The 15,169-nt window shown below is 41.7% G+C and carries 16 protein-coding genes; 2 read left to right on the forward strand and 14 right to left on the reverse strand.

The annotated features are described in order from the left end of the window. Positions 1 to 19: 19 nt before the first annotated feature. From BIW53_RS14730 to BIW53_RS14795, 14 genes are all read right to left on the reverse strand, one after another. Positions 20 to 295, reverse strand: coding sequence for an HU family DNA-binding protein (locus BIW53_RS14730; RefSeq protein ID WP_070982961.1), 276 nt, complete (start codon positions 293 to 295; stop codon positions 20 to 22). A gap of 211 nt (positions 296 to 506) precedes the next feature. Then, entirely contained in the window at positions 507 to 1,016 is a 510-nt protein-coding gene (locus BIW53_RS14735; protein WP_070992771.1) for a DUF2878 domain-containing protein, read from the reverse strand. Beyond that, a complete protein-coding gene (locus tag BIW53_RS14740; protein WP_070992772.1) occupies positions 979 to 2,241 on the reverse strand; it encodes an SAM-dependent methyltransferase in 1,263 nt (420 codons plus the stop codon). The genes BIW53_RS14735 and BIW53_RS14740 overlap by 38 nt, the downstream gene beginning before the upstream one ends. Before the next feature lies 1 nt (position 2,242). After that, complete coding sequence (locus BIW53_RS14745) at positions 2,243 to 2,977, reverse strand: DUF1365 domain-containing protein (protein WP_070992773.1); 735 nt, start codon at positions 2,975 to 2,977, stop codon at positions 2,243 to 2,245. Beyond that, entirely contained in the window at positions 2,974 to 4,227 is a 1,254-nt protein-coding gene (locus BIW53_RS14750) for an NAD(P)/FAD-dependent oxidoreductase (RefSeq protein ID WP_070992774.1), read from the reverse strand. Before BIW53_RS14750 ends, BIW53_RS14745 begins: the two co-directional genes overlap by 4 nt. Beyond that, positions 4,224 to 4,934, reverse strand: coding sequence for an SDR family NAD(P)-dependent oxidoreductase (locus tag BIW53_RS14755; RefSeq protein WP_070992775.1), 711 nt, complete (start codon positions 4,932 to 4,934; stop codon positions 4,224 to 4,226). The genes BIW53_RS14750 and BIW53_RS14755 overlap by 4 nt, the downstream gene beginning before the upstream one ends. Then, the gene (locus BIW53_RS14760; RefSeq protein WP_070992776.1) at positions 4,934 to 5,359 is read right to left on the reverse strand and encodes a nuclear transport factor 2 family protein; all 426 of its coding nucleotides are present in this window, start codon (positions 5,357 to 5,359) and stop codon (positions 4,934 to 4,936) included. The genes BIW53_RS14755 and BIW53_RS14760 overlap by 1 nt, the downstream gene beginning before the upstream one ends. A gap of 2 nt (positions 5,360 to 5,361) precedes the next feature. Then, positions 5,362 to 6,744, reverse strand: coding sequence for a deoxyribodipyrimidine photo-lyase (gene phrB, locus BIW53_RS14765; RefSeq protein ID WP_070992777.1), 1,383 nt, complete (start codon positions 6,742 to 6,744; stop codon positions 5,362 to 5,364). Beyond that, entirely contained in the window at positions 6,744 to 7,700 is a 957-nt protein-coding gene (locus BIW53_RS14770; RefSeq protein WP_070992778.1) for a YbgA family protein, read from the reverse strand. The genes phrB and BIW53_RS14770 overlap by 1 nt, the downstream gene beginning before the upstream one ends. Positions 7,701 to 7,710: 10 nt before the next feature. Next, positions 7,711 to 8,361, reverse strand: coding sequence for a ChrR family anti-sigma-E factor (locus BIW53_RS14775; protein WP_070992779.1), 651 nt, complete (start codon positions 8,359 to 8,361; stop codon positions 7,711 to 7,713). Then, positions 8,354 to 8,920 carry a sigma-70 family RNA polymerase sigma factor gene (locus tag BIW53_RS14780; RefSeq protein ID WP_070993065.1) on the reverse strand — a complete coding sequence of 189 codons (567 nt, stop codon included), beginning with the start codon at positions 8,918 to 8,920 and terminating at the stop codon, positions 8,354 to 8,356. Before BIW53_RS14780 ends, BIW53_RS14775 begins: the two co-directional genes overlap by 8 nt. Positions 8,921 to 9,037: 117 nt before the next feature. Continuing rightward, a complete protein-coding gene (locus BIW53_RS14785) occupies positions 9,038 to 9,613 on the reverse strand; it encodes an LON peptidase substrate-binding domain-containing protein (protein ID WP_070992780.1) in 576 nt (191 codons plus the stop codon). Between the two features lie 59 nt (positions 9,614 to 9,672). Continuing rightward, positions 9,673 to 10,002, reverse strand: coding sequence for an MGMT family protein (locus tag BIW53_RS14790; protein ID WP_070992781.1), 330 nt, complete (start codon positions 10,000 to 10,002; stop codon positions 9,673 to 9,675). After that, the gene (locus BIW53_RS14795) at positions 9,983 to 10,882 is read right to left on the reverse strand and encodes a LysR family transcriptional regulator (protein ID WP_070992782.1); all 900 of its coding nucleotides are present in this window, start codon (positions 10,880 to 10,882) and stop codon (positions 9,983 to 9,985) included. Before BIW53_RS14795 ends, BIW53_RS14790 begins: the two co-directional genes overlap by 20 nt. A 107-nt stretch (positions 10,883 to 10,989) precedes the next feature. Between BIW53_RS14795 and BIW53_RS14800 the strand changes: the two genes are divergently transcribed. Both BIW53_RS14800 and BIW53_RS14805 read left to right on the forward strand, forming a co-directional pair. Beyond that, a complete protein-coding gene (locus BIW53_RS14800; protein WP_070992783.1) occupies positions 10,990 to 12,069 on the forward strand; it encodes an efflux RND transporter periplasmic adaptor subunit in 1,080 nt (359 codons plus the stop codon). 2 nt (positions 12,070 to 12,071) lie between these two features. Then, positions 12,072 to 15,131 carry an efflux RND transporter permease subunit gene (locus BIW53_RS14805; protein WP_070992784.1) on the forward strand — a complete coding sequence of 1,020 codons (3,060 nt, stop codon included), beginning with the start codon at positions 12,072 to 12,074 and terminating at the stop codon, positions 15,129 to 15,131. Positions 15,132 to 15,169 lie beyond the last annotated feature (38 nt).

Consider the following 15,169-nt stretch of genomic DNA (forward strand, 5'->3'; position numbering starts at 1 on the left):
ATTTTAATTTTTAACCTTATTAAGGGTTAACTTGGTCTTTTAGACCTTTACCGGCTTTGAAGCTTGGAATATTTGCCGCTGCGATTTGGATTTCAGCACCTGTTTGTGGGTTACGGCCAGTACGTGCCGCACGCTCTTTCACTGAGAATGTACCAAAACCAACCAGTGCAACTGAATCACCTTCTTTTAAAGAATTGGTTACGGCACCAGTAAATGCTTCTAACGCACGCGCCGCCGCTGCTTTAGAAATTTCAGCGTCTGCTGCCATCTTTTCAACTAGTTGAGCTTTATTCATTATTAGATTCCTATTCATTGAACATTTTGCCTAAGCAAAACCTATGTTTATGCATTTTAGTCAGATGTGCAACCATTTCCTGAAAAATTTAACTAAAAAATGTTAAAGCCCAGCAATGGCGCGCTGTCATAGCGCATTTAGCACTAATCTCACCAAACTTTTACAAACTAGCAAGCGCAATCAAATTACGCAATACCTTATGCGTGATAAATTAGCTTTTCGCAAATAACCAATCATAAATGATGATTATAAATAAGGTACAAACAAGCCAAAGTGAGCCAAACGCTGGGTAAAACTGATGCAAAGGTACACCAATCTCGAACACCCCAAAGTTACTGGCAAAAATATAACTTAAAGGAGCCAAGCCTCCCAAAATCAAAGCACCAAGTTTCCAAGGTAATGTCAAAAGGGCTTTTAATGAGCTATCAAATGTAAAGATCAGCGCAATCCAAAGTAGCACAAGCCACAGCGGAAGCATTTGATGTGGATGTATTATCAGGCCCAAATAAATTGCAACCGCCTCTAAAGCTATACCTAAAGGTAAGCAGAGCAACAACAAGTAAACTTGCCTAATTCTATTAGAGAGCGTTAGGAACAATAAAAAACAGCCGACTAACATCAACAATAATGCTTGTTGTTGGTAAAAAAATGCCAAAAACCAACACGCCTGAAAAAGCAAAAAATTAGTAATCAAGCGTGCTAAGGCACTGTGACGAAACATAATTAGGTTTCCTTGCAACAAGATGCACGGTACTCGTTGCACGCTGTTTAAATGCGCCTTCGCAATAGCAAAGATAAAACTCCCACAAGCGATAAAAGCGCTGGTCAAATTTGCTGTGATCAAGTGTTGGCCAAGCATGCTTAAAGCGAGTATACCAATCATTCAAGGTGCGAGCGTAGTGCAAGCCTATATCGCTGATACTATGGACCACCATATTCGTATTGGTGCATATTTGCTTGTTCAGCTCGGTTATAGACACTAAGCAACCACCAGGGAAGATATATTGCTGAATAAAGTCGGATTGTTTTAGATAATGCTGATATCTCTGACAGGCGATTGTGATCGCTTGAATTAACATTGCGCCATCATCTTTGAGTAACGAGTTACACTTAGCAAAAAAGCCTGATAAATACTCATGCCCCACCGCTTCAATCATTTCAATAGAGACGAGCTTATCAAAACACCCCTCTAAATCTCGGTAGTCTTTCTTAAGTAAAGTAATTTTATCTTGCAACCCAAGCTCTTTAATTTTTTCTTCTACATAAGCAAATTGCTCTTCAGAAATGGTAGTTGTCGTAACATGACAGCCGTATTTTTGTGCCGCAAAAATAGCAAAAGCGCCCCACCCTGTGCCTATTTCTATCACATGCTCTCCAGGTTTGAGGTCGAGCTGTTTGCATATAGTTTCTAGCTTGTTTTGCTGAGCCTGACCTAGTGTACTTGTTTTACTAGGATAGACAGCACTAGAGTAGAGCATTTCTTCGCTTAGGAAAGAACGATATAGCTCGTTTCCTAAATCGTAATGAGCGACAATATTCTTTTTCGAGCCTTGTTTAGAGTTTTTATTGCGAAGATGGCGTAGGTTATTAGCAAAGCCAGTTATGAATGCAAATTTTTTCTCAAAAGCATCCAGCTGTGCCTGATTTTGAGCGAAGATCTCTATCAAAGTTGTTAAGTTAGAACAGCGCCAATAACCTTCAATGTATGCTTCTGCAGCTCCTACACTGCCCCCCAACGCGAACAGTTTAAACATTGCTGGGTCGACAATAGTAACTGTACACTGAAGCTCGCTACTTGCATTTCCAAACTCGTAAACCTGTTCTCCCAGCATCACCTTCAAATGACCAGTTTGAATACTGTCAAATGCATAAAAAACCAGTTTGCGATAGACTTTCTCTATCCAGGAAAGGGAAATTTGTCTTTGAATTACTGTAGTATTTTCCATTTTAACGTCCCGGGTGGCCCACAAAAGGCACTTTTTTTAGAATCAACTTTAAAGCTTGCCAATAAATACTTTTTAAAATCGACAATGACATCACGGGAAAACGATGTAGCAACGCTGTTATATTTTCTCGTACCAGTGTTTGCTTCTTTAATCGCAAGGTAGCTTCAAAAAGTAGCTGCTGTTCTCGCTTGTTTTCTATGTGTATCAATGTCCTATCATTTTGAATTTTTACATTCCAATGATAGTTCATGTTTAAATCCATAAAAGGAGATACGTGAAAAGCTTTCTTAAAGTTCACCTTTTGATTTAATTTGACCACATAACAATGTCGCTCATTCCATGGCGTATTGCTTACCTCTGCCAACATGTGAGTAAATTCACCTTGAGGGCCTACAAAAAAGAAAAAATTCACCGGACTAAAGTACACACCTAAACATCGCAATTGGCAAAGCAGCATGACCTTGTCATAACTGCCGTCCTTGCCAAGCGAAATACTGGCTTTTTGGGCTCGCTCTTTCAGTGAACCTGAGTATGCAGTTAAATAATCACCTTCGTTGAACTTCAATAATTTCAAACCAGATGTACCAAACAATGGATGAATGTCATTTAGCAGCTCAACTTCATCCAAGTCTATCCAAGCCATGTATAGCGGATAGTTAAATTGATGCTCTACTGGAGTGTGCCTTTTGTGTTTAACATCGCCAATAAACAGGCCACTGTTTAAGCCTTGTTTCAAAATTCAACACCCAATTGTTTTGCAACATCAATAGCACTACGTACACCATCTTCATGGAAACCATTGAACCAATACGCTCCGCAAAAGTAGCTGTGTCGTTTACCATCTATCTGTGGCTTACGCTTTTGCGCTGCGATGCTCTTTTGATTGAATACGGGGTGATGATAAGTAAAACGCCTTAGCACCTTCGACTCATCAATTCCTTCATCATAATTGAGCGTAACGCAAAACGGTTTTGGGCTTGTGATTGATTGTAAGATATTCATTTGATAAGTGACTACAGCAGCCCTATCAGTCTGCTGATCTAGCAAATAATTCCAACTCGCCCAGGCTGCATTTTTGACCGGGAGTAATTTTCGGTCTGTATGTAGGACCACTGAATTTTCTGTGTATGGAATAGCCCCCAACACCGATAACTCGTCTTCACTGGCATCCCCCAACAGAGCCAATACTTGGTCTGAATGACAAGCAAACACAACTTTATCGAATTGATGAAGCTCCCCAGTGCGAAGTTTTATGTCCACTCCAGCATCATGTCGTGTTACTGAGCTAATATCAGCATTAAGATAGATTTTATCTTTAAAGTCAGCTACTAGCGGTGCTATATATTCACGAGAACCGCCAGGGATAACATACCACTGGGGACGATTAGTGATATCCAATAACCCATGGTTATAGAAAAATTTAACAAAAAATTCTACTTCAAACTGTGCCATTTCTTTGATGCTAGTTGACCAAATAGCGGCTCCCATAGGTAAAATATAATGAAGTTGAAAGAAATCATTAAACCTGTTTAATTTCAACAACTCACCTAAGGTACTAAAACGGCTATAGTCTGCGCTTTTGTGAATGTCCTTGCAAAGCTTGTTAAATCGCACGATGTCATACAGTAAACGCCAAAACTTAGGGCGCAAAACATTACGCTTTTGTGCGAACAACGTCGAAAATGTGTGACCATTGTACTCAAAACCAGTTTGGGTATTTCTCACACTAAAGCTCATTTGAGTTGGCTGACGCTCGATATTCAGTTGAGCAAGCAGCTTTTCGAAGTTTGGATAGGTTCGGTCATTAAAAACTATGAACCCCGTATCTACAGCGTAACTTTTGCCTTCAAGCTCTACATCTACAGTAGCTGTATGCCCACCAATGTAGTCATTTTTCTCAAACACGGTTACATCATACTGCTTCCTTAGCAAATAAGCCGCCGTCATACCTGAAATTCCTGAGCCGATCACTGCTATCTTTTTCAACGTTTTATTCCTTTCGATAAAAACAGCCATAAGTTAATAGGTAAAAGCTGTAACAGTTTGAGTATAAGAGTAAACTTTTTTGGAAAATGAATATCTTTGTGTCGCTTACTAATGCCATGTGTGATTGCTTTGGTCGCTTGCTCTACAGAAACCGACATCGGCATAGGAAAATCATTTTTTGCTGTTAGAGGTGTTTCAACGAACCCTGGATGAACCACACTTACATCGATATCTTCTAAGTCTATAGCAAGTGACTGGGCTAAATAACTCGCCGCCGCTTTAGAAGCTCCATAGGCTTGAGCCCTTGGAAGTGGCACAAACGCAGCACTGGAGCTGACTATGACTAGCTGGCCACCTGACACCACTTTGGGCAATAACACCTCAAGACAGTAACCAAGTGACAACAGATTGACTTCTATCACCCGTTTAAACAAGGCACCGTCGAAATGCTTGGCATCGTCTATATATTCACAACTTCCTGCGTTGAGGATGAGTATGTCAAGGTCTTCAACGGCCTCACAAGCAGATGCGATGGATTCGGGCTTTGTAACATCGAGTTTAAGAGCAATAATGTTTTCATCTTTAGCAAGCTGACCAAGCACCTTTTCATTACGTCCGCAGGCATAAACTAAGCTGTGCTTTGCATAATACTCGGCCAACCCTCTACCAATACCCGAAGTAGCTCCTGTGATAAGCACCCGTTTCATTAGTTTGTGACCCTGTTATCAATGACTTTAATCATCTGCTTTAAAATAGGAATTTGTCTGTAAAGCATCGCTGCCGAATCGAAATAATCTTGATGAAAAATCACCTTATCGTCACGAAACCGTAAGTGACTATGACCTTTCACCCAAATGTCTTTCCCTTGATTCAATTGCTTATGGGCAAATCGCATATTCCAATACACGAATCCATTATCGTTTACATCAAATGTCTCTAATATTTGAAACTCTATTGAGCTGACGTTTGCGTACATGGCTGCGAAGTAATCTTCAAGCTTGCTTAACCCTTGCAGCTCATGAAGCGGATCTACAAAATGAATTTCATCGTGATATACCCGTTTCAGTGGTGACAAATTATCTTTATTCAGCTGATGGTACATATCTATAAAACGCTCAGTTACCGTATGCATGTTTAAACCTTAAATGCTGCCAAAGCCCTAGCTCTGGCTTCCTTATGATCAACAATGGGAACAACATAATCAGAACATTGTTTTAGCGCCAAATAGTCGTGTGGAAAATGAATATATTTATTCGGCACATCTTCAAGCTCTGGTACATACTTACGGATGAAATCTCCTTGCGGATCAAACTTTTCACTCTGCGCTATAGGATTAAATATTCTAAAATATGGCTGCGCGTCACAGCCAGTACTTGCAGCCCATTGCCAACCACCGTTGTTACTGGCCAAATCACCATCGATCAAATGCTCCATAAAGTACTTTTCACCACGACGCCAATCAATTAACAGGTGCTTACTAAGAAAGCTCGCGACTATCATTCGTAGCCGATTGTGCATCCAACCGGTTTGATTAAGCTGCCTCATAGCTGCATCAACAATTGGATAACCGGTTTTGCCCTCACACCATGCCGAAAATTGTTGTTCATCCTGACGCCAATTAACCATGTTGTATTTATCATTAAAGTTTTGGTGGCGACATAATTTCGGGAAGCTAACAATGAGGTGCCTATAGAACTCACGCCAAATTAGTTCATTTACCCAGCAAAATTCAGCTCTGCTAGTAATGTGTAGAATATCTGGGTAAAAGAGCTGCAATTGAGCGAGTAGTTGTTTAACGCTTATCATCCCCAAAGCAAGGTATGGACTCAGCCCAGATGTCCCTTTCGCACTCGGGATGTCTCTTTGCGCTTCATATTTCCCGCATTTGTGTTCAATAAAATGGTTGGCTATTTGCGCTATGCTGTCATCATCCACGGGCCATTTTTCTGAAGTACCATCACTGTGCAGGCACTTAGGAGCTGGCCATGGTGTACTGTTACTGGCTTTCTTTTTCGGCCAACTAGGAATATAAAAGTGAGTTTGCTCATATTGTCTTAACCACGCTTTTTTGAACGGAGTGAAAACTTTGAACATTTCGCCACCTTGGGTTTTAACACTGTGTGGCGGTGCGACTAAGTCGCCATCGAACAATTTCAGTTCTATGCCCTGCGCCTGACACTGTTTATCGCGCTCACGTTCATTAACTTCATACTCAGCGTTGGCATAAACCTGTGTTGCACCATGTTGATCACAGAATATCTTCAATGCTTGAGGTATCTGAGCGAAGGTATCAACTGATTGTATGTGCAGATGTACACCGTATTCAGATAACGTTTCACCTAGCCAAGCTACGCGGCGCTTAAGTAAATCAACCTGAATTGCTGCCGCACCGTGTTTCTGCCACTGTTTTTCACAGACAAAAAAAAGTGCCTCGGTGGCACCATTTTCAACCGCAGCTATCAACGCCTCGTTAGCAAAATAGCGTAAGTCTCGTCGAAACCAAAATACCGGCGCCATTAAATTCCAAACCTCAGCTTAAGTTCATTCGGATAGGGGTCAAAGTACACTTGCTGTGCCAAATATTCGTTCGGATGCACTTTAAGATGATGCTTCAGTAACGTTAAAGGTACATATAAAGGTACAAGTCCCTTTCGATATTCATCAATGGCCGTACACAACTCTTGCTTTTCAATTTTCGAGAGGTCGTTCTTAAAGTAACCTTGTAAGTGGGTCAGCGTATTTGTTTGATTTTTCCTTGAGGCTGGATTGGCCAAAGCGTTCATCAGCCCTGAAATGTACGTATCTTTAACCACCTCGATTGGCTCAGCAGCAGCCTGTGCTAAATATCGACCAAGCGCTCTGTATGATTCGTAATTGTGACTCATGACCAGATACTTGTGCTTAGCGTGAAATTGAGTTAGTTCATGTAACCCCACAGGAGACTCAACCAACTGTTGCCAACTTTTGAATACGTACACACGCAGCACAAAGTTTTCCCGCAGGTGAGGGTCATTCAAGCGACCATTTTCCTCACACGGCAACAATGGATTGTGCTTCATAATTTGCTGAGCGAAAAAGCCTACCCCTTCAGAGGTGTTACCCGTACCCGCTTCGTTGTATATTTTAACGCGCTCCATGCCACAACTTGGACTTTTGGCGCAAAACACAAACCCAGACAAGTGCTTGGCTTGATCTGTTGCAACTTTCTTACCATATTCCGTAAGTTGCGGGCCCACATCACCACTGCCGTCAGGTCGGCATACCTTGATGTTATCACCGACTCTAACTTGCCTGATAGTTGGCCTCGGAATAGGCAAGCCAACAGCAACCTCTGGGCAAAATTTCACATACTCAACATGCTGAGCCAATTCGTCCATACAAAAATTAGAACGCTTATGACCAGTATCAAATCTAACTTTCTCACCTGCTAAACAGGCACTAATTCCTATCTTTATTGACGATGATCTTTCCATTTTATCTTGCCTAGTAAATTAAATTACCAATTGGGTTTAGTAACTTGCTCAACCCTTTGTTGAAATGTAAGGCGCTGTTTACCACTGTAAAGCACAAGCAACCTGATTGTGTAGCTGGAGAATGATGATGTCTGCCATCAAGCCAGATGAAATCCCCAGGCACGTAGCTGCCACTCTCATCCGAGAACTCTCCATCTAATAATAACGTCAGCTCAAACCCAGTATGAGTATGATGGGGGATCTCTCCGCCTGCACCTATTTGTAGTAGACTTGCTCGCAATTCGCCATCATCAAGTTGTAAACGTGACCGAGCCAGCTTGCCTAACTGAACAAAGTTGCCACGCTGCATATTGGCGATAGCTCTGGGTAATGATACCGTCTTGTTTTGATACTCTAGAGTTTTTGGTTCACTGGGCTTGGGAATGTCTATCTCATCATTAGATGTTATCTGCGCAAACAAGTCTGCAAAATCATCTTCCTCAATGTCATTAGAGGGAAGTGTGAACAGTTGTTCGGCATGCCTCTTCTCAAGGCTTTCAACCTTAGCCCGACAACATTCACACAATTCTAAATGTGCAGAAACAGCAATGCTCAGTGTAGCTGGTAACTCTCCTTGACTGAATTGTGTTAATAACTGCTCAGTTGGATGATGTTTAATCATTGCTATCTCCTATTTCTGCTCGGAGTTTTTGTAACGCTAATCGTAATCTTGACTTGACGGTTCCTACAGGAATACTCAAATGCTCTGCTAGCTGTTCTTGTGACATTTCTTGAAAGTATACCCCCTTTACTACTTCTTGCTGTGCCGGAGGCAATTTGCTTATATGGTCTTGAATTTGTTTGCTTTGTAAGTGATCCTGAAAATCAGAATCTGTCGACTGCTCCTCTTGAAACAATGGCCAGATCTCTTCACTTATATGCTCTTCTTTATTGCTTTTCATTTTTCTCAGCGCGTCAAAAGAAGCATTACGCATTACCGTATAAACCCAAGTTGTCGCAGCCCCTTTGTCTGGATGATACAGATGTGCTTTGCGCCATACCGTTGTAAGCGTTTCTTGAACAAGTTCCATAGCTAAAGCTTCATTTGCGAATTGCTTAATGCCAAAGCGCTTTATCTTTGGAGCAAAATATTCAAATAACTGAGCGAATGCGCGTTTGTCTCTATCCTCAGCTACTTTACACAATGCATCTGTTAGGGCTTGTGTTGGTGCTTGTTCCATGTTGGTTTTATTTCCCGCCACTGCGCGTGTTTCGCATCTGGGTGCATGGTTAACCATAGTTAGAGTTCTCTTCATACTATCGATAACTAGGTTTTACGAAGACGTGCACTTAATGGATCACTGTGATTGATATAAAACAGTATGGAGGAAATTAATCACTTGTTCAAAGTTTCCATCAGCTCGAAGTTTATGTTTTTCGGATATATTTATTGGCAGTAGTTCCAGCCAGCGGCTCGCAACCCAAAGTGGGTCGTGAAAGTGCTTATCTCTGTATAATTGATCTATGTGTGGATGTTGAGCGAATAAGTCAGCAAGCATCTCACTCATATCACTTAAGAAGTGACTTGCATGAAGGTCGCTGCGCTCCCAAGCACTGTGTTCAATCACTGTCACATCAGCATAACGTAATTGTTGCTCATCCTGGTAAGGAGTTGACAGCTTCACTCGGTGCTTAGCAAAGACATCAATAAGAAGCTGCCCACCTTCGTCCTGAGAAAAGTCTATGACTTCAACCAGCACACCCTCTTTTGGGACATTGAGATCTGCCTGTTCAACATATTCACACAAAACGAAGCCTTGTCCGCTTTTAAGCGATTCGCCGACCATACTAAGATATCTAGGTTCAAAGATCTTTAGTCTGGTGTATCCACCCGGCAGTAAAAATATTGGCAATGGAAAAATAGCTCGTCTCATAAATACTCAGTTGTGTAGTGCAAACTTGTATTAAGGTACGCAACGCTTTACAAATACGATCAGCTATCTTCGAGCCACTGGTATTTTTTCAAATTAACTTTATCGTTTATAAACATTACCCCCTCTGACTCGAGAAGCTGACGCTGTTGCATATATTTTTCGGACGATACTGGAAATGAAATTTTTCCTTGACTGTTGATGACCCGAAACCAAGGCAATGAACTTTGTGCTGGTAAATTTTTCAGTAAACGCCCCACAGCTCTAGATTGATTAGCAGCACCAGCCAGCTTGGCCAATTGCCCGTATGCGGCAACCTTGCCTACGGGGATTGACCCGATCAAGGTATACACTCGCTCTTTAAACGCGTCATCAATACTGCTGTTGTGCATACTGCTTTCCTATCGCTTTAAATCTTTGCCAGATGGCTCTTGCCACTGGACCATGATGTCTGGCTAGCTTTCTAAATACATGAACTTTTGCGGTAAATGTGCTTTTTCTATCACTAACAGCAACTTGTTTTAACAAGCCGCTTTCAATCTCTGAACGACAATGACTCAGGCTTATCATCGCAAACCCCGTGCCGGTTAGCAAAAACGACTTAATAGATGCAATATCATCTAGCTTCATCATACCTGCCCCTTTGGCGTATGAGAGCCTGTCACTATCAAAGTTAAATCCACTTTCAAACATTGCCAGACAGGGATATTGCGCTAACTCTTCGTAGCTGACTTTATCCGGCAACAAGCCAGTTTTTGCTACTAACCCTAGGCGGATCTCACCTATTTCTATAGATTCTAAATCACCAGTGGCATGAAATAGATCAAACCAAGGTCCAATGCCAATGTCAGCAACCCCACTATTTACCTGTTCAAGAGCCACAAATCGCTTACCACTGGTAATCGCCATTTCTGTATGGGGAAATTGTTGGAATATATCGCCAATTACCATGTTGTACTGCTCCTGATAACACAGTGGTTCATAACAAATACTAAACTTAGCTTCATTCCCTGCGGAAAATTCGTTCGCTAGTACTTGTAAATCATCTCTTAAAACCAGTAGCTTTGACGATTCTTCACAAAATCTTTTCCCTTTTTCAGTCAACGACACCCGATAACCACTGCGATTGATAAGGGTAAAGCCGAGTTGCTCTTCTAGCCTTTTCAGTGCTTGCGTCACCGCCGGCTGGGTTTTATATAATTGCTGAGCGGCTTCGCTTAGGCTGGTAGTCTTGCCAACCACATGCAATATTTCCAAATCCGAAATCTTCATAATTAAATTTTATACAGATTCTAATTTTATATAATTTTTATTTTATATGGATTTTCTATACTCTGCACCTCGAGTTTGGTTATCAATAGGTTAGATGGAGTTATTACATGTACAGAATCACCGCCTTTGCAACAGCACTGCTCTTGCTGATTGGCTGCCAAGAGCAAGAATTGGAAAACACAAACGACGTCCCTATCCGTCCGGTAAAATTAATTACCGTTACCACTAACACACAAGGAGATATAAGAAGCTTTCCTGCAGAAGTTGTAGCAAATCAAGGTTCTTATTTGGCGTTTCGAGTTAATGGTGAACTGATGGAGTTTCCTGTGCTAGCCGGTCAAGAAGTCGTTGAAGGTCAGTTGCTCGCGAAACTTGACCCTGAAGACTTTCTACTGCAATTAGAGCAACGAAAAGCACAATATGAACTTGCGTCATCGCAACTAGCAAGAATTGATTCACTTTATAAAAAATCCATTGCCAGCAAATCAGAATATGATCAGGCCCTTGCAAATAAGCAAGTTGCCGAGTCAGCACTAAAAATAGCGCAAACTAATCTACAAAATAGTGAATTACGCGCGCCATTTAGCGGCACTATAGCGAAGGTCTTTGTCAAAAACTTTGAGAATGTTGTAGCTAAACAGAATATATTAAGATTAGAAACCCGCGATATGATGGACGTAGTGATCCAAGTACCGGAAAAACTAGTTGCCCGCGTAGACAAAGACTTAGATTATCACCCCACCGTTATATTTGATGGTTATCCTGATAAATCTTACAAACTAACGATAAAAGAATGGGACACCCAGGCTGACCCTGCAACCTTAAGCTACAAAGTTGTGTTTACTTTGCCAATACCTAAGGATTTTAACCTTTTAGCAGGCATGACCGGGCACGTATACATCGACCGCAGTAAGATCACCCAAATGACTTCCCACCGGGTCACTGTACCAGTATCAGCTGTATTCTCTGAGCAAACAAAGTCGCTAAAAAACAATGCTTATGTGTGGCGTTATGATGAGGTCAGCCATACTATCTCCAAACAAGCGGTGCAAATAGGAAAAATGCGTGAGCAAAGTATCGAGATCACTGAAGGTCTTGAGGGGGGCGAAATTATCGTCGCTGCTGGAGTTCATCACCTTCATGAAGGTCTAGAGGTGCGACCTTGGACCAAGGAGCGAGGGCTATAACTATGAGTCTGGCAAAATGGTCTATTGAAAATAAAGTGATCAGCTGGATGTTTGCTTTACTGCTGCTTCTTGCTGGTACGGTCTCATATTTTGGCTTAGGACAACTAGAAGACCCAGAGTTCACGTTAAAAAAAGCAATGGTAGTGACACTCTACCCCGGCGCTTCTCCTCAGCAGGTTGAAGAAGAAGTCACATTTGTCATTGAAAATGCAATTCAACAACTTCCTTACGTGGACTATGTAACCTCCATTTCATCAGCAGGGAAATCACAGATCACGGTAGAGATGAAGAGCTCCTACCGAAAAGAAGATCTCAAACAGATTTGGGATGAGTTACGAAGAAAAATAAACGACCTTAAACCAAACTTACCCCCTGGTGTTTACCCACCCAAAGTTATCGACGACTTTGCAGATGTTTATGGTGTGATGTACGCAGTTACCGGTCAAGGCTATTCCTATGATGAATTAAAAGACTATGTAGATTACCTCAAACGCGAGCTGGTATTAGTTGATGGTGTCAGCAAAGTGACTGTTGCAGGAGAACAACAAGCTCAAGTTATTGTTGAAATTTCAACACAAAAGTTGTCCCAACTAGGGATCGCACCATCGTACATTTTTAGCCTACTACAATCACAAAATAGCGTTTCTAACGCAGGTAAAATCCGCGTTGGAGATGAGTCAATTCGCTTACATCCTACTGGCGAGTTCCAAGATGTTAAAGAACTAGAATATTTGCTTATATCTAAACCCGGTGCCAAAGAGCTAATTTACTTAGGTGACGTGGCAAACGTCAGTAGAGAATATGCGGAGATCCCCTCGCATATCACACGGTTTAACGAGCAAAGAGCCCTATTAGTAGGCGTTTCGTTTAGTTCAGGGGTGAATGTGGTTGATGTCGGTAACGCTATCAATAAACACTTGGCTTCACTGGAATATCAGCGTCCACATGGAATTGAGATAAACACAGTTTATCATCAACCAAATGAGGTGGAAAAATCGGTAGATGGCTTTATTGTTAGTCTGATTGAAGCCGTTGCAATCGTTATTGTGGTACTACTTATATTCATGGGCGTTAAAAGCGGTCTGCTTATAGGCTCAGTACTCTTACTGACAGTACTTGGTACTTTCATATTTATGAAAATATTTGCAATTGATTTGCAAAGAATTTCACTTGGTGCGCTGATTATCGCTCTGGGTATGCTAGTTGATAATGCGATAGTCGTCACCGAGGGCATACTTATCAATTTAAAACGCGGTCAAAGTAAACTACAAGCCGCAGTAAATATTGTAGAACAAACTAAATGGCCATTGCTTGGTGCTACAGTTATCGGCATTACAGCATTTGCCCCGATTGGTTTAAGTAGTGACGCAAGCGGTGAATTTGCCGGTTCGTTGTTTTGGGTTTTGCTTATCTCACTTTTGTTAAGCTGGATCACCGCGATAACGTTGACGCCATTTTTTGCGGATCAACTGTTTAAATCATCCCAGCAAGGGGATTCAAGTAGTTCAGACGACCCATACAAAGGCGTTATCTTTAACGTTTACAAAACATTACTATCGTATTCACTTAGACACAGAGCCGTGACGATTGCATTTATGGTGCTATTACTTGGTATTGCTATGGTCGGTTTTAAGTCAGTCAAACAATCATTCTTCCCTGCATCAAACACACCTATGTTTTATGTAGATTATTGGAACTATCAAGGCGCAGATATCCGAAGCACTGCCGATAACCTCAGCGCTATAGAATCATTTTTAAAACAAGATCCGCTGGTAGAAGAAGTTACCACCACAATTGGTCAAGGAGCACCAAGGTTTATGCTTACCTATGCCCCTGAGAAGCAATATGCAGCGTATGGTCAACTCATCGTAAGAGTTCAAGACAGAGAAGCGGTGCGAACCATGATTACCCGACTTAGAGAGTATGAAAGCAATAGCGCCATCACAGGTGAACTTAAAATCAAGCGTATGGAAATTGGCCCTTCTACCGATGCAAAAATAGAAGCGCGTTTCTCAGGTCCTGATCCTGTGGTTCTCAGACAACTCGCTGCGCAAGCTAAATCGGTATTAGCAAAAGATGACGGCGCGTACAACATTAAGGATAATTGGCGACAACGTACCAAGGTACTGAGACCAGAATTTAACGAACAAAAAGCACGACGTTTGGGGATCAGTAAAACCGATCTAGATGAATTGCTACTAACAAGCATCAGTGGCAGTAAAGTGGGTCTATATCGCGATGGTACGCAGTTACTGCCCATAATTGCACGTTCTACTGAAGAAGAGCGTAAAAATGTTGATAACCTCAGCGATCTGCAAATTTTTAGCCCTGTGCTAGGTGTATATTTACCTATTACGCAAGTGGTTGATGAATTTAATGTGATTTGGGAAGACCCTTTGATTATGCGGCGCGACCGCAAGCGCACAATTACTGTAATGGCTGACCATGACGTAATTGGTGACGAAACCCCCGCTAAGCTTTTTGCCAGAGTGCGCAGTGATATCGAAGCCATAAAGCTTCCCCATGGATATGAAATGCAATGGGGTGGCGAATTTGAGTCATCTTCTAAAGCAAAAAAAGCCATCTTTGGCTCTTTGCCAGTTGGTTACTTAGCCATGTTTATGATCACAGTGCTGCTTTTCAATTCAGTTAAACAACCTCTAGTTATTTGGTCAACTGTCCCGTTGGCAGTCATTGGCGTTACTGCAGGCCTTGTTTTGCTCAATGCACCATTTAGCTTTATGGCCTTACTTGGATTATTGAGCTTATCAGGTATGCTGATTAAAAATGGCATTGTATTGATGGATCAGATCAACCTTGAGCTTGCACAGGGTAAAGCGCCATACCAAGCGGTCTTCGACTCCGGCGTTAGCCGTGTCAGACCCGTTTCAATGGCGGCTATCACCACTATTTTAGGCATGATCCCCTTACTGTTTGATGTGTTCTTTCAGTCTATGGCCGTGACCATCATGTTTGGTTTAGGCTTTGCGACGATACTTACACTTATCGTTTTACCTGTTATGTATTGTCTCGTGTTTGGTATTAAACAGCCTAAAGGTTAATTGATAAAGGCCCGAAAGGGCCTTTATCAACTTTAAAC

It is taken from the genome of Pseudoalteromonas byunsanensis (assembly GCF_001854475.1).
Classification (GTDB): Bacteria; Pseudomonadota; Gammaproteobacteria; order Enterobacterales; family Alteromonadaceae; genus Pseudoalteromonas; species Pseudoalteromonas byunsanensis.

Bases quoted from the DNA above. Each gene is read 5' to 3' on its own strand.
- BIW53_RS14805 (WP_070992784.1), top strand. From the start codon at position 12,072: ATGAGTCTGGCAAAATGGTCTATTGAAAATAAAGTGATCAGCTGGATG.
- BIW53_RS14795 (WP_070992782.1), bottom strand. From the start codon at position 10,882: ATGAAGATTTCGGATTTGGAAATATTGCATGTGGTTGGCAAGACTACC.
- BIW53_RS14775 (WP_070992779.1), bottom strand. From the start codon at position 8,361: ATGATTAAACATCATCCAACTGAGCAGTTATTAACACAATTCAGTCAA.
- BIW53_RS14755 (WP_070992775.1), bottom strand. From the start codon at position 4,934: ATGAAACGGGTGCTTATCACAGGAGCTACTTCGGGTATTGGTAGAGGG.
- BIW53_RS14785 (WP_070992780.1), bottom strand. From the start codon at position 9,613: ATGAGACGAGCTATTTTTCCATTGCCAATATTTTTACTGCCGGGTGGA.
- BIW53_RS14780 (WP_070993065.1), bottom strand. From the start codon at position 8,920: ATGGAACAAGCACCAACACAAGCCCTAACAGATGCATTGTGTAAAGTA.
- BIW53_RS14730 (WP_070982961.1), bottom strand. From the start codon at position 295: ATGAATAAAGCTCAACTAGTTGAAAAGATGGCAGCAGACGCTGAAATT.
- BIW53_RS14740 (WP_070992772.1), bottom strand. From the start codon at position 2,241: ATGGAAAATACTACAGTAATTCAAAGACAAATTTCCCTTTCCTGGATA.
- BIW53_RS14770 (WP_070992778.1), bottom strand. From the start codon at position 7,700: ATGGAAAGATCATCGTCAATAAAGATAGGAATTAGTGCCTGTTTAGCA.
- BIW53_RS14735 (WP_070992771.1), bottom strand. From the start codon at position 1,016: ATGTTTCGTCACAGTGCCTTAGCACGCTTGATTACTAATTTTTTGCTT.
- BIW53_RS14760 (WP_070992776.1), bottom strand. From the start codon at position 5,359: ATGCATACGGTAACTGAGCGTTTTATAGATATGTACCATCAGCTGAAT.
- phrB (WP_070992777.1), bottom strand. From the start codon at position 6,744: ATGGCGCCGGTATTTTGGTTTCGACGAGACTTACGCTATTTTGCTAAC.
- BIW53_RS14800 (WP_070992783.1), top strand. From the start codon at position 10,990: ATGTACAGAATCACCGCCTTTGCAACAGCACTGCTCTTGCTGATTGGC.
- BIW53_RS14790 (WP_070992781.1), bottom strand. From the start codon at position 10,002: ATGCACAACAGCAGTATTGATGACGCGTTTAAAGAGCGAGTGTATACC.